Origin of the sequence: Pseudomonas sp. FP2300 (assembly GCF_030687595.1) — a bacterium.
Classification (GTDB): Bacteria; Pseudomonadota; Gammaproteobacteria; order Pseudomonadales; family Pseudomonadaceae; genus Aquipseudomonas; species Aquipseudomonas bijieensis.
Genome location: NZ_CP117440.1, coordinates 5,356,895 through 5,376,361, shown reverse-complemented (window position 1 = coordinate 5,376,361; position 19,467 = coordinate 5,356,895). Strand labels below are relative to the sequence as shown.

Genomic DNA, 19,467 nt, shown 5'->3' with positions numbered 1-19,467 from the left:
GCCACAGGCATCAGCCGTGAACCCGCACCCAAACGGTGACCAGCACCGTCGCCGCCATCAGCCAGGCGACGGCGGCGACGGCCAATGAGGCTTCGAGGCGCATGCGGTCGACCATCACGTACAGCGTTGCGAGATAGACGAAATACGGAATGATCGACCACATGCCGAACACAATGGTGGTCTTCAGGTCGTCCACCGAGCGGCCCTTGCCGACGATGTAGTGGGCGATCAGGGCAAAGGTCGGGAACAGCGGCACCAGCCCGGCGATGTAATAGTTCCTGGTCTTGGCCAGCATCGCCAGAATGACCACCACGGCTGCGCCTAGCGCCGCCTTGAAAATCAGGTCCACACGTTCACCGTTAGGTTAATGGCTCAGGCCATATTTTTTGACTTTGTCGAACAGCGTGGTCTTGGCCATGCCCAGTTCCTGGCTGGCCTGGGTCAGGTTGCCACCGCTGCGTTGCAGGGCGTCCACCAGCAGGTTGCGCTCGAAGGCTTCCACTGCTTCGGCAAAGGCCAGGCCCTGGCTGGCGCCACTGGCGCCGGACCTCTTGAACGCCGGCAGGCCCAGGGCATAGCGCTCGGCGACGTTGCGCAGCTCGCGCACGTTGCCCGGCCAGTCGTGGCTCATCAGGTTCGACAGGGTCTGGTTGTCCAGCTCCGGCACCGTACGGTCGAAGCGCAGGGACGACTGCTGGAGGAAGTGTTCGAACAGTTGCAGGATGTCTTCGCGCCGCTCGCGCAGGGGCGGCAGTTCCAGGGTCACTACGTTTAGGCGGTAATACAGGTCGCTGCGAAACTGCCCATTCCGGCCCATTTCGTCCAGGTCGGACTTGGTGGCGGCGATCACCCGGCAATCCACGGCCACGCTCTGGTTCGAACCCAGGCGCTCGAGGGTGCGTTCCTGCAACACGCGCAGCAACTTGATCTGCAAGGGCAGGGGCATGCTTTCCACTTCGTCGAGAAACAGCGTGCCGCCATCGGCGTGCTCGATCTTGCCGATCCGGCGTTTGCCGGCGCCGGTGAAGGCATTGGCTTCGTGGCCGAAAATCTCGCTTTCGAACAGGTTCTCCGGCAGACCGCCGCAGTTCAGCGCGACGAACTGTTTGTCGTGGCGGCGGCTGAAGTCATGCAGGCAGCGGGCGACCAGTTCCTTGCCGGTGCCGGTTTCGCCTTCGATCAGCACGTTGGCCGAGGTGTCGGCGACGTTGGCGATCAGCGCCCGCAGGTGCTGCATGGCCGGCGAGCGGCCAATGATCCGGCCTTCCAGGGAGTCGCGCTCGGCCAATTGCCGACGCAGCGATGACACCTCTCGGGCCAGGCTGCGCTGCTCCAGGGCGCGGCGAGCGACGTCCACCAGGCGTTCCGGAGAGAAGGGTTTCTCCATGAAGTCATAGGCGCCTTTTTGCATGGCGCCCACGGCCATGGAGATGTCGCCGTGGCCGGTGATCAGCACCACCGGCAGGCTGCGGTCCCGCGCCTTGAGGCGGGTCAGCAGCTCCAGGCCGTCGATGCCCGGCAGGCGAATGTCGCTGATGACGATACCGGCAAAGTTATCGTCGACGCGCTCCAGGGCCTCTTCGGCGCTGCCCACGCCGATGCAGGGAATGTCTTCCAGGCTCAGGGCCTGCTGGCAGCCCAGCAGGACGTGGGGGTCGTCTTCGACGATCAGTACGCTCAGGTCGTGGTTCATAGCGGCTCGGCAGGTGAAAGGCTTACCAACGGTAAACTGAGGACAAATGTGGTGCCACGTTCAAGCGGATACTCGACGCCCAGGTGCCCGCCAGCGGCGGCGGCCAGGCTCGCCGAGAGCGTCAGGCCCAGGCCCAGCCCCTGTTCGCCAGGTTTGGTGGTGAAGAACGGTTCGAACAAATGCTTGCGGGCCTCTGGATCGATGCCATGGCCATTGTCCCGCACCCGCAGGCGATATTTGCCATCGGCGGCCTGGCCTTCGAGCCACAGTTTCGGCTCGGGTTGCGTCTGCATGGCGTCCAGGGCATTGCCGATCAGGTTCACCAGGATCTGCTCCAGGCGGGTCTGGTCGATTTGCAATTGGACGTCATCGAAGCCGCTGTGGATTTGGATGTCCAGGCTTTCCAGGCGCCCGGCCAGCAGTTGCAGCGCCGCCTCGACGGCCTTGCCCAGGCTCGCCCGGCCCTGGTCATCGCCGCGCCGGGCGAAGGCGCGCAGGCTGGCGGTGATCCGGCCCATGCGGTCGATCAAATCGTTGATGGTATTGAGGTTGGTGCTGGCGATGTCCAACTGACCGCGCTCCAGGAAGCGCACGGTATTGCCGGACAAGGTGCGCAGCGCCGCCAGCGGCTGGTTGAGTTCATGGGCAATACTGGTGGACATCTGGCCGATGGCCGCCAGTTTACCGGCCTGGACCAGTTCGTCCTGGGCTCGGCGCAACGTCTCTTCGGCCTGGCGCCGCTCGCGGATCTGGCCCTTGAGTCGTTCGTTGCTGGCACGCAGGTCGGTGGTGCGTTCGGTAATCCGACGTTCAAGTTGGTTGTTGGCCTCCTGCAAGGCTTCCCGGGCGGCGAGGCGGGTGGCGATGACCTTGCGCCGCTCGTTCCAGGCGATCAGCAGGAACGCCACCAGGGCGAACGCCACGGCCACCAGGATGCCTTGGTTGATCGCCTGGCGCCGCAGGTCTTCGAGGGGCGTCAGCAGGGTGAAATTCCACGGGGTATCGCTCAAGGGCCGCGTCTGCGACAAATAGCTGATGGCGCGCTCGTCGGACACCAGTTCGCTGTTGGCCGGGAAGGTCAGCTTCTCCATGCCTTCGGCCAGGCGCTCCCGGGCCAGGGGCACCAGTTCATTGAGCGGAAACCAGTAATATTGCAGGCTTCGGGCCAGGCGTTCCTTGGTGTCGTCGCTCAGCGGGCGTACCGACTTGAGCCGTCGCGCCGGGTCGCTGGACAGGATGATGATGCCGTTCTCATCACTGACGAAGGCCTCCAGTCGTGCTCGTTGCCAGCGCTCTTCCATGGCTTCGAGGCGCACCTTGACCACGGCCACGCCGATGATCTTGCCTTGTTGTTCCAGACCATGGGCCAGGTAATAGCCGGGTTCGCCATTGGTGCTGCCGATGCCGTAGAACCGCCCCGGCTGGCCGCGTACTGCGTTCTGGAAATAGGCGCGAAACGACAGGTCCTCGCCCAGGTAACTGTCGACGTCGCGCCAGTTGCTGGTGGCCATCACCCGGCCGGTGGTGTCCATCACGTAGATAGCTCGGCTGCGGCTGCGGCGGTTCAGGCCTTCGAGGTATTCGTTGACGGTCTTGCGATGTTCGGGCGTAGGGTCGTCGAGCAGTTGCGAGACGCTCGATTCAAGCTCCAGCAGGCTGGGCAGGTAGGTGTACTTGCTGATCTCGCTCTCGACCGCACGGGCGTGCAGCTCCAACTGGCGCTCGCCATTCTCGGCGAGGCCACGTACGCCATAGTGTTCGCTGATCCAGAAGCCGAGGTAACCCAGGCCGATCATCAGTGCAATGACCAGGGGCGGCAGGAACAGATGGCGAATCAGGCGGGGTTTCACGGCGAGTGATGGCGGCGCGGCGCGATAGAGGGTGGGGTCGCATTTCATCACAGATGCCTTGGGTCAACCACAACACAAATCCTTATGCCGACATCGATCCCCTTGTGGGAGCGAGCCTGCTCGCGATAGCGGACTTACATTCAACATCGATGTTGACGTGTCGGCGTCATCGCGAGCAGGCTCGCTCCCACAGGGTTTTGCGCAAACGTGCTTTTAGTGCTGCAGGATTTTCTCGAGGAAATGCTGCGCGCGTTCGGAGCGGGCGCTGATGTCGCCGAAGAACTCTTCTTTCTTGCAGTCTTCGATGATCTGGCCCTGGTCCATGAAGATCACCCGGTTCGCCACTTTGCGGGCGAAACCCATTTCGTGGGTCACGCACATCATGGTCATGCCTTCGTGAGCCAGTTGCACCATCACGTCGAGCACTTCGTTGACCATTTCCGGGTCAAGGGCCGAGGTCGGTTCGTCGAACAGCATCACCACCGGGTCCATCGCCAGCGCACGGGCAATCGCCACGCGCTGTTGCTGGCCGCCGGAGAGTTGGCCCGGGTGCTTGTGGGCGTGGGCCGAGAGACCGACTCGCTCAAGCAGTTGCAGGCCTTTCTTGGTGGCTTCTTCCTTGCTGCGCCCCAACACCTTGATCTGCGCGATGGTCAGGTTTTCGGTGATGGTCAGGTGCGGGAACAGTTCGAAATGCTGGAACACCATGCCCACCCGCGAACGCAGTTTCGGCAGGTTGGTCTTCGGGTCGGCGATGGACGTGCCATCGACCACGATGTCGCCTTTCTGGAACGGTTCCAGGGCGTTCACGCATTTGATCAGCGTGGATTTGCCCGAGCCCGATGGCCCGCACACCACCACAACCTCACCCTTGCTGACCTCGGTGCTGCAATTGGTCAGTACCTGGAAGTCCCCATACCACTTGTTGATGTTCTTGATAGAGATCATACGGCGAACCTTTTTTGCAGACGCTTGACCAGCAGCGAGGCGGCAAAGCTGATTGTGAAGTACACGAGACCTGCGATGATCAGGAACTCATTGGAGCGGCCGATGATGTCGCCATTGGCCCGCGAAGCATTGAGGAAGTCCACCAGGCCGACCGTGTAGACCAGCGAGGTGTCCTGAAACAGGATGATGCTCTGTTGCAGCAGCAGCGGGGTCATCTTGCGAAACGCCTGGGGCAGGATGATCAGGCGCATGGTCTGGCCGTAATTCATCCCCAGCGCCTGGGCGGCACCCATCTGGCCCTTGGGGATCGACTGCACGCCGGCCCGGACGATTTCGCAGAAGTACGCCGCCTCGAACATCATGAATGCCACGACGCAGGAGCCGAACGCGCCGATGGGCGTGTCTTCGCCGGTGATCCAGCGCAGCACGAACGGCACCGCCAGGTAGAACCAGGTGATGACCAGCAGCAGCGGAATCGAGCGGAAATAGTTGACGTAGGCGCCCGCGATATTGGAGACCAGCTTGTTGTGGGACAGGCGCATCAGCGCCAGGATCGTCCCCAGAATGATCCCGCCGACGACGCCCAGGGCCATCAGCTTGAGGGTCATCACCATGCCGTTCCACAAACCGGGAATGGCCGGGATGATGCCAGTGAAGTCGAATTCCATTATTTACCCCCCACGGAGATCAGGCCGGGCACCGCGACTTTCTTCTCGACCATGCGCATGAGCAGCATCAGGCTCATGTTCAAGGTGAAATAGATCAGCGTCGCCAGGGTAAAGGCTTCGAACAGGTTGGCGGAGAACTCGGCGGTCTGCTTGGTCTGCGCGAGCAGTTCCATGAGGCCGATCAGCGAGGCCACGGAGGAGTTCTTGAAGACGTTGAGGAATTCCGAGGTAAGCGGCGGAATGATGATCCGGTAGGCCTGGGGCAGCAGCACGTTCCAGTAGATCTGCGGCAGCTTGAAGCCCATGGCGCGGGCGGCGGATTCCTGGCCGCGCGGCAGCGCCTGGATGCCGGTACGCACCTGTTCGCAGACCCGGGCGGCGGTGAACAGGCCCAGGCACACGACGACGCTCAGGTAGGCCGAGGTGGTCGGGTTCAGGTCCTGTTTGTACCACTCCTGCATATCGGCGGGCAGCAGGTCCGGCACCAGGAAGTACCAGATGAACAGCTGAACCAACAGCGGCACGTTACGGAAAAGCTCCACGTAGCACGTGGCGATACCCGACACCAGCCGGTTCGGCACGGTACGCATCACACCCAGAATCGAGCCCAGCAGCAGGGCAATGATCCAGGCCACGACGGCGATGGCGATGGTCCAGCCCAGGCCGGCCACGTACCAGTCGAGATAGGTCTCGCTGCCCACGCCGGTGGACTTGAAGAACACGCCCCAGTCCCAGTTGTAATTCATTAGGGTCTCCCCTCAGATCGTTCGATGTACAAGTGCCCGCCTGGGGAAACTCCGTTCCCGCCCGGCTTGGAGGCCAGGCACACGCGATCGGCTCGACAGCCACCGGTTCGAGTGTTTCCAGATTTGCCAGCAGGGAGTGACCATCCCCTGAAAGGGCCGGGCCCCTTCAGGAGATAAGGTTAGTCAGAAATCAGGACTTCTTGTCGTCAGCCGCTTTGTCGGTCGGGTTGGCGATCAATTTCTTGAGCTCTTCGCTCATCGGGAAGTTCAGGTTCAGGCCTTTTGGCGGGATAGGTTGCATGAACCACTTCTCGTAGATCTTGTTGATCTCGCCCGAAGCGTAGGTCGCCTTGATGGCGTCATCGACAGCTTTTTTGAACGGCTCGTCGCCCTTGCGCATCATGCAGCCGTAGATTTCGTAGGACTGTGGCGTACCGGTCACGGCCCAGTCATCGGCTTTCTTGGCCTTGGCGGCTTCGCCAGCCAGCAGGGCGTCGTCCATCATGAACGCGACGGCACGGCCCGATTCCAGCATCTGGAAGGATTCGCCATGGTCCTTGGCGGAGATGACGTTCATGCCCATCTGCTTGTCGGCGTTCATCGCCTTGAGCAGGCGCTCGGACGTGGTGCCGGCGGTGGTCACGACGTTCTTGCCTTTGAGGTCGTCGAAATCCTTGTACTTGGAATCTTTCTTGGACAGCAGCTTGGTGCCGATCTCGAAGATGCCAACGGAGAAGTCAACCTGCTGCTGACGCTCGACGTTGTTGGTGGTGGAGCCGCATTCCAGGTCCACGGTGCCGTTTTGCACCAGCGGGATACGGGTTTGCGAGGTGACCAGGTTGTACTTGACCTGCAGGTTGGGCAGGTCCAGGTCTTTCTTGATCGCTTCGACGACTTTGAGCTGGATGTCGTGGGAGTAGCCGACAGGCTTGCCGGAAGCGTCTGCGATGTAGGAGAACGGAATGGAAGCGTCGCGATGGCCAAGCGTGATAACGCCGGACTCTTTGATCTTTTTCAGTGTGCCGGTCAGTTCGGCTGCGAAAACCGGAGTGCTGATCAGAGCGGCAGCAATGGCTGCGCCCAGGAGATGGGGAACGATACGCATCGATGTTTCCTCGACATTGTTTTTTTTATTTCGGCCGGTTCGTCGGCCCTGAGTACTTCGAAGTGCCTGGTAGCTCCTGTTGTGTTGGCGAACAGGCATTCGTCTCCAGGAGTGTAGAGCATGACTCGTGCCAGGCCAGGGCGGTCTGTTTAACTTGTTGTTTTATTTAGTAATTAATGTTTTGTTTCAGGTTTCATGCGGGCTGCTTCATCCGGTTAGCCGAACTGACTGGCGGGTCGTGTTCGGAAAACCGAATGGCTCTGGCACCCAACATCAAACCACTGTGGGAGCGAGCCTGCTCGCGATGAGGCATTAGCATCTACATCTAAGGGGCTGACATACCGCTATCGCGAGCAGGCTCGCTCCCACAAGGGATAAGTGATGTATGCCAGAGAGCAAAAAGCCCCTGAATCGCAGGATTCAGGGGCTTTTGGTATCGCGGTCTATTGTTCAGGCCGCTTCGATCTTGCGACGGTTGTGCTCGACCTTGTCCAGGTACTGTTGCAGCTTCTCCTGTTCGACCGCAGTGGTGAACAAGCCCAGTTTGCTGCGGCGCCACAGGATGTCCTGGGCATCGACGGCCCACTCGTCGCTGCACAGATAATCGACTTCGCGGGTATAGAGGCCGGCGCCGATGTGTTCGCCCAGGTCGCCCAGGTTGTGCACGCCTTCGAGCATGCGCCAGGTGCGGCTACCGTAGGTGGTGGCCCAGCGGCGGGCAATCTCGGTTGGCAACCAGTCGAACTTGTCGCGGATCGCCGAGCACAGTGCCTGCGGGGTGGTCATGTTTTCGCCGCCGGGGAGGGCTTCCACGGCGGTCCAGCTCGGACGCATTTGCGTGAAATAGGGGCTCAGTTGCGCCATCGCCGATTCGGCCAGTTTGCGGTAGGTGGTCAGCTTGCCACCGAATACCGACAACAAGGGGGCCTCTTCACCGCCACCCGACAGTGCCAGGGTGTAGTCCCGGGTCACGGCCGATGGGTTGTCGGATTCGTCGTTGCACAGCGGACGCACGCCGGAATAGCTGTGCAGGATATCGTCGCGGCTGATCTGTTTCTTGAAGTGGGCGTTGACCACCTTCAGCAGGTAATCGGTTTCGCCTTCGGTGATCGCCACTTTGGCCGGGTCACCGGTGTATTCGCGATCAGTCGTGCCGATCAGGGTGAACTGGTTCAGGTACGGAATGGTGAATACGATGCGCTGGTCTTCGTTTTGAAGAATGTGCGCATGCTCGCCTTCGTAGAGTTTCGGCACGATCAGGTGGCTGCCCTGGATCAGGCGAATGCCGTAGGGCGATTCCAGCTTCAGGTCATCGCGAATGAACTTGGCGACCCACGGGCCGGCGGCGTTGACCAGTGCCTTGGCGCGGATCGAAAACAGGCTGCCGTCGGCGCGCTCCAGGTGCAAGTGCCACAGGCCTTTGCTGCGGCGGGCGTTCACGCAGCGGGTGCGGGTGTGGACATGCGCACCTTTTTCCCGGGCGGCCATGGCGTTGAGCACCACCAGCCGCGCGTCGTCGACCCAGCAGTCGGAGTATTCGAAACCTTTGGTGATCTCGCTTTTCAGCGCACTGTCGGCACCGAATTTCAAACTCTTGGAGCCAGCGAGCTGTTCGCGTTTGCCCAGGTGATCGTAGAGAAACAGGCCTGCGCGAATCATCCACGCCGGACGCAGGTGCGGACGGTGAGGCAGCACGAAGCGCATTTGCTTGACGATATGCGGAGCCTTGGCCAGCAGCACTTCGCGCTCGGCCAGCGCTTCACGCACCAGGCGAAATTCATAATGTTCGAGGTAGCGCAGACCGCCGTGGATCAGCTTGCTGCTGGCCGATGAGGTGTGGCTGGCCAGGTCGTCCTTTTCGCAAAGGAACACCGAAAGACCGCGACCGGCAGCGTCCGCGGCAATCCCCACGCCGTTGATACCACCGCCAATGACGGCGATGTCGTAGATCTCGGCGAGAGGGGGCGTAGGCAAGGTAGAAGTGGGCATCGGCTGGCCTCGGGCTCTTTTCGTAATATTTGAATTCGAACATAAATGTTCATTTGCGAAAATACTAGCCCATAAAGACGGCAACAGCCAGTCAACTTCGATTGAAAATACTGATCAAGAGAAGCTGAAAGGAAAATTTTCGAACATGGAAGGAAGGGAGAAGGTGCCTGGGCACGCTTTTGTGGCGAGAGGGATTTGTGGGAAAAAGCTTGCTCGCGAAACAGGCGCCTCGTTCTATGTAGAAACTGTGTCGCCTTCATCGCGGGCAAGCCATGCTCCCACAGCACCCTTGCCACAGGGTATTGAGGAGGTCGTCAGACCACTTCCAACCGAATCTTGTGTTGGCTCAGCAATTGCGCCAAAGCCGGCACCGGTTGCTGGTCGGTCACCAAGCAATCGATCAGGCTGATGGGGCCCAAGCGGACCATGGCGTTACGCCCGAATTTGCTGGAATCCGCGGCCAATATAACTTGCCGGGCGTTGGCGATGATGGCTTGGGAGACTCGTACTTCCTGATAGTCGAAGTCCAGCAGGCTGCCGTCTTCATCGATCCCGCTGATGCCCACCAGGGCGAAGTCGACCTTGAACTGGTTGATGAAGTCGACGCTGGCCTGGCCCACCACGCCGCCGTCACGCCGTACGTTGCCGCCGGCGATCAGGACTTCGAAGTCGTCCTTGGCACTGAGGATCGAAGCCACGTGCAGGTTATTGGTGATGACTTTCAGATGGTTGTGATTAAGCAGCGCACGGGCGATGGATTCGGTGGTGGTACCGATGTTGATGAACAGCGAGGCATGATCGGGGATCTGGGCGGCGATGGCTTCGGCGATGCGTTGCTTTTCATCGCGCATCTGATCGGCGCGCATGGCGTAGGCGGTGTTTTCCACGCTTGAGTCGTAGGCGGCGCCGCCGTGGTAGCGGCGCAGCAGGTTGACTTCCGCCAGTTGGTTGATATCACGGCGGATGGTTTGCGGGGTAACGACGAATAGCTGCGCCATTTCCTCGATGCTGACATAGCCGCGTTCGCGGACCAGTTCGAGAATTTGCTGCTGGCGGGGAGGCAGATTCATGGGGCTTCCTTTGGGCTGCCGTACAAAATTTGCCCATGATGCCGCAGGAATCCACTCCCGACCAGTTTCAGAACCTTATCGGGTTTTATTCAGCGTCTTCATGGGGCTCCCAATCACGGGTGCGACTGACCGCCTTCTGCCAGCCGGCGTAGAGTTTTTCCTTCGCCTGTTCGTCCAGTTGCGGTTCGAATTCGCGCTCGATCACCGCTTTGCCGCGCAGTTCTTCCAGGCTGCCCCAGAAGCCACATGCCAGGCCGGCCAGGTAGGCAGCACCCAAGGCCGTGGTTTCACGCATTTTCGGCCGCTCGACCTGGGTGCCCAGGATGTCGGCCTGGAATTGCATCAGGAAGTTGTTCGCCACCGCGCCGCCGTCGACGCGCAGGGCCCTGAGGCGTTCACCCGAATCCTGCTGCATGGCGTCGAGTACGTCGCGGGTCTGGTAGGCAATCGACTCCAGTGCCGCGCGAATGATGTGATCGACCCGTACGCCGCGGGTCAGGCCAAACAACGCGCCGCGGGCATAAGGGTCCCAATACGGCGCGCCGAGGCCGGTGAAGGCGGGCACCAGGTACACGCCGTTGCTGTCCTTGACCTTGTTGGCAAAGTATTCGGTATCCAGCGCGTCGTTGATGATCTTCAGTTCATCGCGCAGCCATTGGACCGTGGAGCCGCCATTGAATACCGCGCCTTCCAAGGCATAGGCCACTTCGCCGCGGGGACCGCAGGCGATGGTGGTGAGCATGCCGTGATTGGATTTGACGGCTTTTTCGCCGGTGTTCATCAGCAGGAAGCAGCCGGTGCCGTAGGTGTTTTTCGCTTGGCCCGGCTCCACGCACATCTGGCCGAAAAGAGCGGCCTGCTGGTCACCAGCGATGCCGCCAATAGCGATGCCGCTTTTGGTGCGGCCGTAAATCTCCGAGGACGATTTCACTTCCGGGAGCATTTCGCGGGGGATGTCGAGGATGTCGAGCATCTTCGCGTCCCACTCCAGTGAGTGAATGTTGAAGAGCATGGTGCGCGAGGCGTTGGTGTAGTCGGTGACGTGGACCTTGCCGCCGGTGAATTTCCAGATCAGCCAGCTGTCGACGGTGCCGAACAGCAGTTCTCCGTTGCGTGCACGCTCGCGGCTGCCTTCGACGTTGTCCAGGATCCACTTGAGCTTGGTGCCGGAGAAGTATGGGTCGGTGACCAGGCCGGTGGTTTCGCTGATGTATTGCTCGTGGCCGTCGCGCTTGAGCTGTTGGCAGATCTCGGTACTGCGGCGGCATTGCCAGACGATGGCGTTGTAGATCGGCCGGCCGGTGGTCTTGTCCCAGACGACGGTGGTTTCGCGCTGGTTGGTGATACCGATGGCGGCCACCTGGTCATGGTGCAGGCCAGCCTGGGCCAGGGCTTCGACCATGACCGCGCTCTGGGTGGCGAAGATTTCCATCGGGTCGTGTTCGACCCAGCCGGCCTGCGGATAATGCTGGGCGAATTCGCGCTGGGCGGTGCAGACCACGTTGGCGTCACGGTCGAAAATGATCGCGCGCGAGCTGGTCGTACCCTGGTCGAGGGCAATGATGTAGTTCTTGTTCTGTATGTCGGTCATGTCGATTGCCTTGGGACGTAAAAAAAGGGAGAGACCATGGCGCACGCTTGAAGGGGCAGGAGCATGCGCCCACTGTATTCAGGACGTTCTGGGCTTACCGTCAATGGAAGGTGTTGCATCCTTTGTAGCAGTTATGGCGCTGGGCAGGTGGCGGGCAATCAAGCCGCGATAGGCCGCGGCACCGAGGCACGCACCCACGATCGGTGCAAAAATCGGCACCAGGAAATACGGGATGTCGCGTCCACCCGTGAGGGAAATTTCACCCCAGCCGGCGAAGAAAGTCATCAGTTTAGGACCGAAGTCCCGCGCCGGGTTCATCGCAAAGCCTGTCAGTGGTCCCATGGAGCTGCCGATCACCGCGATCAGCAGGCCGATCAGCAGCGGCGCCAATGGGCCACGGGGCAAGCCATTGTTGTCATCGGTCAGGGACATGATTACCCCCATCAGGATGGCCGTGATGATCACTTCCACGAGAAAGGCTTGGCCGGTGGACAGCGCTGCGTGCGGGTAGGTGGAAAACACCGAGGCCAGTTCGAGGCTCGCTTCAGTGCCGCGAATCATGTGGCGGGACTGTTCGAAATCGAAGAATAGATTGCTGTACAGCGTGTAGACCAAGAGGGCGCCGCAAAAAGCGCCGGCCACTTGGGAAACCATGTAGAGAGGCAGTTTGCGCTTCTCGAAGTCAGTGAAAATGCACAGGGCAATGCTGACCGCGGGGTTGAGATGGGCGCCGGAAATGCCTGCGCTCAGATAGATCGCCATGCTGACGCCGACGCCCCAGATGATGCTGATTTCCCACAGGCCGAAACTCGCACCCGCGACCTTGAGCGCCGCGACGCAGCCGGTGCCGAAAAAAATCAGCAGGGCAGTGCCCAGGAATTCGGCCAGGCATTGGCTGGGCAGGGACGGCTGTTGTAAAGCAATTGTCATTCAAACCTCGGTTTTTTGTTGTTTTGCTGCGCCTTCGACAAAGCTCGATTGCGCCATCTGCGCCGAGGCAGGATCCCCATCCTGATCTCGGGTTGCTGCTTGAGACCTGCGATATTACTTTCAGTTTCGAAAAAATATAGACAAGAAACGCTGGTGTCAAAGGTCGAAAGTGAACCATCGGTCACATTTCAACTATTCGCGGCGTGAATGACTCTCCCACTGGCGGCGTGTCACCGTGACGGTCGCGGTGTGCCAAGCCTTTTCGTGGGCGATGGCTTAGAATCCGGCCACTCTTTTTTGATTTCCTTGTCAGGAGCGGTCATGACACCCGCGTTGGATTTGCTTAAGAAAGTGCGCGCCGAACATCGCATCCACAGTTATGAGCACGATCCCAAGGCCGCGTCGTACGGCTTGGAAGCGGCGGAAAAGCTCGGCCTGGATCCGGCGCAAGTGTTCAAGACGTTGTTGGCGGCGAGCGAAAAAGGTGAATTGCTGGTGGCGGTGGTGCCAGTGGCCGGGACCCTGGATTTGAAAGGCCTGGCCCATGCCGCCGGGGTGAAGAAAGTCGAAATGGCCGACCCGGCCGCCGCGCAGCGTTCGACCGGTTATCTGCTCGGCGGTATCAGTCCGCTGGGGCAGAAGAAGCGCCTGCGCACTTTTATCGACAGCTCCGCACAGCCGCTCGCCACTATGTTTGTCAGTGCGGGGAGGCGCGGGTTGGAAGTCGAGTTGGCGCCTTCGGTATTGAAGGAGCACACCGGGGCGGCATTCGCTGATATCGGGCGTGCTTGAATAGAGTCGGTGCCTGCTGCGCAGCCAGGCGCAAACAAGTGCCCTCGCCACAAGGGTGTGAAAGGCTAAGCTTGGCGTCAGATCTTCTATCCCCAGGCTGTAGGGTGAAAATTCTGCTGATCTGTCACTGGATAAGCCGTGCCGCTGCGTCGCATGCTGGCGCATAAAAAAGGAGAAGTGCCATGCAGCTTGCGTTTCATCAGGTCGATGCGTTCAGTGATCGGCCGTTCGGCGGTAACCCGGCGATGGTCTATCGGCTCGACGGCTGGCTGGCCGACGACTTGATGCAGAAGATCGCCGCCGAACACAACCTGGCTGAAACCGCGTTTCTGGTGCGTGAAGGCCAGCATTGGCATATTCGCTGGTTCACGCCCACCACCGAAGTGCCGCTGTGTGGGCACGCCACGTTGGCCAGCGCTTATGTGCTGTTCGAGGTCTATCACGAAACGGTCGAGCGCCTGGATTTCATCTGCCGGTCCGGTTCGTTGAGCGTGACGCGTGAGGGTGATCGGCTGTGGCTGGATTTTCCGGCCATCGTGCCTGCCGAATTGGGCGCCTCCCTGGCCGTGCAGAGTGCCTTGGGCGTCGAAGCGGTGGATGTGCTGAGTTCCAACGAACTGTTCGTGGTGCTGGAATCGGAGCAAGCGGTGCTCGATTGCAAACCGGACATGGCGGCCCTGGCGAAACTGCCCTGGCCTGGCGCTATCGTCACCGCACCGGGGAGCAAGCATGATTTTGTCTCGCGCTACTTTGCCCCGGCGATTGGCATCAACGAAGACCCGGTGACGGGTTCGACCCACTGCAGCCTGATTCCATACTGGTCCAAGCGTTTGGGTAAGCACGGGCTGACGGCTTATCAGTGCTCGGCCAGGGGTGGGGCTTTGTTTTGCCGGCTGGAAGGTGAGCGGGTGAAGATTGGCGGGAATGCGACGTTGGTGGCCAGTGGAACGTTGATGCTGGGTTGACTCTGCACTCCAGCCAATGAGATCGAATGTGGGAGCGAGCCTGCTCGCGATGGCGGCGGCTCAGCTTGCATCGATGCTGAATGTGCCTACGTCATCGCGAGCAGGCTCGCTCACACAGAATTTTGCATTTCTTCAGGTTTTAGCTGGAGGTGCTGTGACGCCGCACGCCGCTTTCCACCGGTGGTAGATGCGCCGCCGTGCTGCCCGAGGCCTGGAACAACACCAGGTGTTCAGCCGCGACGCGGATGCCCACACTGGCCTCGACCTGATGGTCGGCATGGCTGGGGAAGATCGATTCCAATTGCGCGCCTGTCGGTAATTGCAGGCGATACAAGGTTGACGCACCCAGGAAAGTCTTGCCGACGATTTTGGCGGTGAGCGGGCTGCCCGGTGCGTAGACGATATCGTCCGGGCGCAGCAACACATCCACCGCACCGCCGATGGGCCAGGTATAGGCACGGTTGCCACGCAGGATGCCCAGCTCGGTCTGCACCGATTCCGGGCTCTCGAGTCGGCCGCGAATGAAGTAGCCCTGGCCAATGAAACTGGCGACGAACGGTGTCAGTGGTTCGTGATACAGGTTGTAGGGCGTGTCCCACTGTTCCAGTCGACCTTCCTTGAACACCCCGACATGGTCACTTACGGCGAAGGCTTCTTCCTGGTCGTGGGTGACCAGGATCGCGCTGGTGCCGCGGGCCTTGAGAATGTCCCGCACTTCATGGCTGAGCTTGCGGCGCAGCTCGCCATCGAGATTGGAAAACGGTTCATCGAGCAACAGCAGCTGTGGTGCTGGTGCCAGCGCGCGGGCCAGGGCCACGCGCTGTTGCTGGCCACCGGAAAGTTCATGGGGAAAACGCTTGCCCAGGTGCTTGAGGTTGACCAGTTCCAGCAATTCTTCGACGACACGATCCTTGTCCGGATGTTTGCGAATGCCAAAGGCGATGTTCTCGGCCACGCTCAGGTGGGGAAACAGGGCGTAGTCCTGGAACACCATGCCGATGCGGCGTTTCTCCGGGGCGAGGGTGAAGCCGGCGCGGGAAATGGTTTCCCCGGCCAGTTGGATTTCACCCTCGTGCACCGGTTCGAAGCCGGCGATGGCGCGCAACGTCGTGGTCTTGCCGCACCCGGACGAACCGAGCAGGCAACCGATATCACCGGCATTGAGGTGCAGGTTGAGGTTCTGGACCACCCGTTGGTCTTGATAACCGCAGGCCAGGTTGTGCAAGTTCAGCAGCAGGGGGTGACTCATGCGTGGTGATACGCCGGCTCGACCAGGAACTCGAGCAGGGCCTTTTGCGCATGGAGGCGATTCTCTGCCTGGTCCCATGCCACCGAGCGTGGATCATCCAGCAGGTCGAAGCTGATTTCCTCGCCACGGTGGGCAGGCAGGCAGTGCATGAACAACACGTCGGCATCCGCCAGGTCGAGCAATGCCCGGTTGACCTGGAGCGGTGCGAACAGCTTGAGGCGCTTGGCGGTTTCCTCTTCCTGGCCCATGGAGGTCCAGACGTCGGTGCTTACCAGATGCGCGCCGGCCACGGCCTGTTTCGGATCGCGGACGATGGACACCCGGTCCGCGGCCTTGGCGAGCAGCTCGGCATTGGGGTCATAACCTTCAGGGCAGGCAATGCGCAGCTGGAAGTCGAATTGAAGCGCCGCTTCTATATAGCTGTTGCACATGTTGTTGCCGTCGCCGATCCAGGCCACGGTCTTGCCCTGGATCGAGCCACGGTGTTCGAGGAAGGTCTGCATGTCGGCCAGTAACTGGCAGGGGTGCAGGTCATCGGACAGGCCATTGATGACGGGTACGCGGGAGTGGGCCGCGAACTCGGTCAGGGTGCTGTGGGCAAAGGTACGGATCATCATCGCGTCCAACATGCTCGACATGACGATGGCGCAATCGCTGATGGGTTCGCCACGGCCCAGCTGGGTGTCGCGCGGCGACAGGAAGATCGCCTGGCCGCCCAGTTGGATCATGCCGGCTTCGAAAGAGATGCGCGTGCGGGTCGATGATTTCTCGAAGATCATCCCCAACACACGGTTTTTCAAGGGCTCGAACAGTACGCCGCGGTTACGCAGGTCCTTGAGCTCCACGCCTCGACGGATCACACCGAGCAACTCATCGGGCGTGAAATCCATCAGGGAGAGAAAGTGCCTTGCGCTCATGATTGACTACCTTTTTGTAACTGACCGCAGATGCTCAAAGCCTTGTTTATTCAAAAAACGGGCGAGACCTGCGGCAAAAGCCGCACGGGGCGACGAAATAGGGGAAGGCGCGATCTTATAATTAAATGTCGCGTCTTACCAATAGGGCTACGGTTTTTGGGGATTTCAGCGAGGCCATCGCAAGACTGCGATGGCGAATTTGTGGCCGGTTTCCTGACAGCAGCGACCCATTTGTACACTGGCGTTGCTCGGCTTGGCAATCAAGCACGGCGGGCGCGCCATGGATGAGGGGCGGTTTGCGCCGTGGCATCCCATCTTTCGCCTGTCTGCCGCTGGTTGTGAAACATTTCCTAATGCAAAGGCCTGGGTTATAAATGAACCACAGTGGCACAGGAGCCCGAAATGGATTCGAAAGAGCAACAATTGATGGAATTGCTGGGGCTGACTGCACGCTCGCTGACGCACCTGACGGCTTCGGTGACCTCGATGTCATTCGAATTGCTGCGCAGCGACGATGAGGTGACCAAGGCCGCGGGTCGTCGAATGATCGATCGCATGGCCACTATCAGTAACGGGCTCGACGAGCATTGGCGGCTGATCGGCGAGCTGACAGGTGTGCCCATCGCCCAGGAGCAGGTGGAAACCGTCGAAGAAATCCAACTGCTGGCGCCGCCTCCCGACCAGCCTTGACGCCATGTCATCGGTTGGCCTGATGCCCGGCAATTCACAGGACGAACGTCGCTGGCGCTGCCGGGAATCACGCGCCATAGTTTTGTTCCCGCGGCCGAAAGCGCCCGCCACGAATAAAACAGAGACTGGCCATGACCAAGACTCTCCACCACCGTGCGTGCCATCTGTGTGAAGCCATCTGTGGCTTGACCCTCGAAACCACCGAGACCGACGGCCAGGGCCTGGCGATCACTTCGATCAAGGGCGATGCGCTGGACACCTTCAGCCGGGGTCACATCTGTCCCAAGGCCGTGGCCCTGCAAGATATCCAGAACGATCCGGATCGGCTGCGCCAGCCCATGCAGCGCATCGGCAATGAATGGCACCCCATCGCCTGGGACGATGCCTTCGCGTTGGTGGCCGAACGTCTGGCGGATATCCAGGCGCGCCACGGCCAGAACGCGGTGGCGGTCTATCAGGGCAACCCCAGTGTGCATAACTATGGGTTGATGACCCACAGCAACTATTTCCTGGGCCTGTTGAAAACCCGCAGCCGTTTCTCGGCGACCTCGGTGGATCAACTGCCCCATCACCTGACCAGTCACCTGATGTACGGCCATGGCCTGTTGCTACCGATTCCGGACATCGATCACACGGACTTCATGTTGATCCTGGGCGGCAATCCGCTGGCCTCAAACGGCAGCATCATGACCGTGCCGGACGTGGAAAAGCGCCTCAAGGCGATCCAGGCCCGTGGCGGCAAAGTGGTGGTGGTCGATCCGCGCCGCAGCGAAACGGCGGCCATTGCCAACCAGCATGTCTTCGTCCGCCCTGGCGGCGATGCCGCGTTGCTGTTTGGCTTGCTCAATACATTGTTCAGCGAAGGCCTGACCCGTGACAGCCATTTGCCTGTGGATGGTCTGGACGAGGTGCGTGAGGCTGTCGCTACTTTTACGGCTGAAGCGATGAGCCCGCTCTGTGCGGTGCCGGCAGCGCAGATCCGCCAGTTGGCGCGGGACTTCGCCGCCGCGCCGTCAGCGGTGTGTTACGGGCGGATGGGGGTTTCGACCCAAGCGTTCGGTACGTTGTGCCATTGGTTGATCCAGGTGATCAACCTGGTCACCGGCAATCTCGATCGGGTGGGCGGGGCGCTGTGCACCGAGCCGGCGGTGGATCTGGTGGCCACCACTTCGGGCGGGCATTTCAATCGTTGGCAGAGCCGGGTGTCCGGGCGCCCCGAATATGCGGGGGAGTTGCCGGTATCGGCCCTGGCCGAGGAAATGCTCACCGAGGGCGAGGGCCAGATCCGTGCGTTGGTCACTGTGGCCGGCAACCCGGTGCTGTCCACGCCCAACGGGCGGCAACTGGAGCAGGCCCTGGACGGGTTGGAGTTCATGGTCAGCGTCGATTTGTACGTCAACGAAACCACGCGCTACGCTGATCTGATCCTGCCCTCGACCTCGGCCCTGGAAAACGATCATTACGACACCACGTTCAACCTGTTCGCGGTGCGCAACGTGACCCGTTTCAACCGGGCCATCCTGCCCAAGCCCGAGGGGGCGCTGCACGACTGGGAAATCTTTGTCGGCCTGGCCAAGGCCTTTGCTGCCCGGACCGGCAAAGAGCTCAAGCCGACCATGCCGCCGGCGCAGATGATCGATTTTGGCCTGCGCAACGGGGCGTATGGCGACGCCTCGCCGCACAAGTTGTCCCTGGCGACCCTGTTCGACCATCCCCATGGCATCGATCTTGGCGCACTCAAGCCTAACCTGGCCCCGCGCTTGAAAACCGAAAACCAGCGGGTGCAGGCCGCGCCGGCGGTGATTCTCGCCGACCTTGCACGCTTTGCCGCGTTGCAGGCGCCAGAACCGGATGAGTTGCTGATGATTGGCCGCCGCCATGTGCGCAGCAACAACTCCTGGATGCATAACTTCCATCGACTGGTGAAGGGCAAGCCGCGTCATCAATTGCTGATGCACCCGGATGACCTCGCCTCTCGCGGCCTTGCCGACGGGCAGCGCGTGACGGTCAGTTCGCGAGTGGGGGCCATCGAAGTCGAGGTGCTGGGCAGCCTGGACATGATGAAAGGTGTGGTCAGCCTGCCTCACGGCTGGGGCCATGCCCGGCCGGGCGTGCAGATGACCATTGCCAGCGCACAGCCAGGCTCCAGCGCCAATGACCTGACCGATGATTGCCAGCTCGATGAGTTGTCCGGCAACGCGGCGCTCAACGGTGTACCGGTGAAGGTGGCGGCTGCGTAAAATTGTCTCTGGAGCACGTTCGGC

General features: G+C 60.7%; 17 protein-coding genes. 4 read left to right on the top strand and 13 right to left on the bottom strand.

Going from position 1 to position 19,467, the window contains the following annotated elements:
* Positions 1 to 10: 10 nt before the first annotated feature.
* The 11 genes from PSH86_RS23835 to PSH86_RS23785 form a co-directional block, all read right to left on the bottom strand.
* A complete protein-coding gene (locus PSH86_RS23835; protein WP_162893920.1) occupies positions 11 to 340 on the bottom strand; it encodes a GlpM family protein in 330 nt (109 codons plus the stop codon).
* Positions 341 to 364: 24 nt separating this feature from the next.
* Complete coding sequence (locus PSH86_RS23830; RefSeq protein ID WP_233459560.1) at positions 365 to 1,645, bottom strand: sigma-54 dependent transcriptional regulator; 1,281 nt, start codon at positions 1,643 to 1,645, stop codon at positions 365 to 367.
* Positions 1,646 to 1,689: 44 nt separating this feature from the next.
* Complete coding sequence (locus tag PSH86_RS23825) at positions 1,690 to 3,591, bottom strand: ATP-binding protein (protein WP_212801375.1); 1,902 nt, start codon at positions 3,589 to 3,591, stop codon at positions 1,690 to 1,692.
* Positions 3,592 to 3,756: 165 nt separating this feature from the next.
* Positions 3,757 to 4,491, bottom strand: a complete 735-nt coding sequence (locus tag PSH86_RS23820; protein WP_003204983.1) for an amino acid ABC transporter ATP-binding protein — start codon at positions 4,489 to 4,491, stop codon at positions 3,757 to 3,759.
* On the bottom strand, positions 4,488 to 5,159 hold the full coding sequence (locus PSH86_RS23815) for an amino acid ABC transporter permease (RefSeq protein ID WP_109753832.1): 672 nt from the start codon (positions 5,157 to 5,159) through the stop codon (positions 4,488 to 4,490). Before PSH86_RS23815 ends, PSH86_RS23820 begins: the two co-directional genes overlap by 4 nt.
* On the bottom strand, positions 5,159 to 5,905 hold the full coding sequence (locus PSH86_RS23810) for an amino acid ABC transporter permease (protein ID WP_018614191.1): 747 nt from the start codon (positions 5,903 to 5,905) through the stop codon (positions 5,159 to 5,161). Before PSH86_RS23810 ends, PSH86_RS23815 begins: the two co-directional genes overlap by 1 nt.
* A 190-nt stretch (positions 5,906 to 6,095) precedes the next feature.
* Positions 6,096 to 7,010, bottom strand: a complete 915-nt coding sequence (locus PSH86_RS23805) for a glutamate/aspartate ABC transporter substrate-binding protein (RefSeq protein ID WP_109753833.1) — start codon at positions 7,008 to 7,010, stop codon at positions 6,096 to 6,098.
* A 450-nt stretch (positions 7,011 to 7,460) separates the two neighbouring features.
* Positions 7,461 to 8,999, bottom strand: a complete 1,539-nt coding sequence (glpD, locus tag PSH86_RS23800; RefSeq protein WP_109753834.1) for a glycerol-3-phosphate dehydrogenase — start codon at positions 8,997 to 8,999, stop codon at positions 7,461 to 7,463.
* A 314-nt stretch (positions 9,000 to 9,313) separates the two neighbouring features.
* Complete coding sequence (locus PSH86_RS23795; RefSeq protein WP_109753835.1) at positions 9,314 to 10,069, bottom strand: DeoR/GlpR family transcriptional regulator; 756 nt, start codon at positions 10,067 to 10,069, stop codon at positions 9,314 to 9,316.
* Positions 10,070 to 10,154: 85 nt separating this feature from the next.
* Positions 10,155 to 11,660, bottom strand: a complete 1,506-nt coding sequence (glpK, locus tag PSH86_RS23790; protein WP_109753836.1) for a glycerol kinase GlpK — start codon at positions 11,658 to 11,660, stop codon at positions 10,155 to 10,157.
* Between the two features lie 78 nt (positions 11,661 to 11,738).
* A complete protein-coding gene (locus PSH86_RS23785) occupies positions 11,739 to 12,590 on the bottom strand; it encodes an MIP/aquaporin family protein (RefSeq protein ID WP_163857031.1) in 852 nt (283 codons plus the stop codon).
* 321 nt (positions 12,591 to 12,911) lie between these two features.
* Here PSH86_RS23785 and ybaK point away from each other — a divergent pair, with 321 nt between their 5' ends.
* On the top strand, positions 12,912 to 13,382 hold the full coding sequence (gene ybaK / locus PSH86_RS23780) for a Cys-tRNA(Pro) deacylase (RefSeq protein ID WP_109753838.1): 471 nt from the start codon (positions 12,912 to 12,914) through the stop codon (positions 13,380 to 13,382).
* A 182-nt stretch (positions 13,383 to 13,564) separates the two neighbouring features.
* On the top strand, positions 13,565 to 14,347 hold the full coding sequence (locus PSH86_RS23775; protein WP_163857034.1) for a PhzF family phenazine biosynthesis protein: 783 nt from the start codon (positions 13,565 to 13,567) through the stop codon (positions 14,345 to 14,347).
* Between the two features lie 139 nt (positions 14,348 to 14,486).
* On the opposite strand, the gene PSH86_RS23770 is transcribed toward PSH86_RS23775, so the two are convergent.
* Together PSH86_RS23770 and argF are read right to left on the bottom strand one after the other, a co-directional pair.
* On the bottom strand, positions 14,487 to 15,596 hold the full coding sequence (locus PSH86_RS23770; protein WP_305485320.1) for an ABC transporter ATP-binding protein: 1,110 nt from the start codon (positions 15,594 to 15,596) through the stop codon (positions 14,487 to 14,489).
* Positions 15,593 to 16,513 carry an ornithine carbamoyltransferase gene (gene argF, locus PSH86_RS23765; RefSeq protein WP_109753841.1) on the bottom strand — a complete coding sequence of 307 codons (921 nt, stop codon included), beginning with the start codon at positions 16,511 to 16,513 and terminating at the stop codon, positions 15,593 to 15,595. The genes PSH86_RS23770 and argF overlap by 4 nt, the downstream gene beginning before the upstream one ends.
* A gap of 402 nt (positions 16,514 to 16,915) precedes the next feature.
* On the opposite strand from argF, the gene PSH86_RS23760 reads away from it, so the two are divergent.
* Entirely contained in the window at positions 16,916 to 17,203 is a 288-nt protein-coding gene (locus PSH86_RS23760; protein ID WP_014339882.1) for a hypothetical protein, read from the top strand.
* 131 nt (positions 17,204 to 17,334) lie between these two features.
* Positions 17,335 to 19,443: a molybdopterin oxidoreductase family protein gene (locus tag PSH86_RS23755; protein WP_116833312.1), complete on the top strand. Its 2,109-nt coding sequence runs from the start codon at positions 17,335 to 17,337 to the stop codon at positions 19,441 to 19,443.
* Positions 19,444 to 19,467 lie beyond the last annotated feature (24 nt).

Coding starts and splice junctions, on each gene's coding strand:
- PSH86_RS23770 (WP_305485320.1), bottom strand. CDS start 15,596: ATGAGTCACCCCCTGCTGCTGAACTTGCACAACCTGGCCTGCGGTTAT.
- glpD (WP_109753834.1), bottom strand. CDS start 8,999: ATGCCCACTTCTACCTTGCCTACGCCCCCTCTCGCCGAGATCTACGAC.
- PSH86_RS23820 (WP_003204983.1), bottom strand. CDS start 4,491: ATGATCTCTATCAAGAACATCAACAAGTGGTATGGGGACTTCCAGGTA.
- glpK (WP_109753836.1), bottom strand. CDS start 11,660: ATGACCGACATACAGAACAAGAACTACATCATTGCCCTCGACCAGGGT.
- argF (WP_109753841.1), bottom strand. CDS start 16,513: ATGAGCGCAAGGCACTTTCTCTCCCTGATGGATTTCACGCCCGATGAG.
- PSH86_RS23795 (WP_109753835.1), bottom strand. CDS start 10,069: ATGAATCTGCCTCCCCGCCAGCAGCAAATTCTCGAACTGGTCCGCGAA.
- PSH86_RS23755 (WP_116833312.1), top strand. CDS start 17,335: ATGACCAAGACTCTCCACCACCGTGCGTGCCATCTGTGTGAAGCCATC.
- PSH86_RS23760 (WP_014339882.1), top strand. CDS start 16,916: ATGGATTCGAAAGAGCAACAATTGATGGAATTGCTGGGGCTGACTGCA.
- PSH86_RS23825 (WP_212801375.1), bottom strand. CDS start 3,591: ATGAAATGCGACCCCACCCTCTATCGCGCCGCGCCGCCATCACTCGCC.
- PSH86_RS23815 (WP_109753832.1), bottom strand. CDS start 5,159: ATGGAATTCGACTTCACTGGCATCATCCCGGCCATTCCCGGTTTGTGG.
- PSH86_RS23775 (WP_163857034.1), top strand. CDS start 13,565: ATGCAGCTTGCGTTTCATCAGGTCGATGCGTTCAGTGATCGGCCGTTC.
- PSH86_RS23805 (WP_109753833.1), bottom strand. CDS start 7,010: ATGCGTATCGTTCCCCATCTCCTGGGCGCAGCCATTGCTGCCGCTCTG.
- PSH86_RS23810 (WP_018614191.1), bottom strand. CDS start 5,905: ATGAATTACAACTGGGACTGGGGCGTGTTCTTCAAGTCCACCGGCGTG.
- PSH86_RS23785 (WP_163857031.1), bottom strand. CDS start 12,590: ATGACAATTGCTTTACAACAGCCGTCCCTGCCCAGCCAATGCCTGGCC.
- ybaK (WP_109753838.1), top strand. CDS start 12,912: ATGACACCCGCGTTGGATTTGCTTAAGAAAGTGCGCGCCGAACATCGC.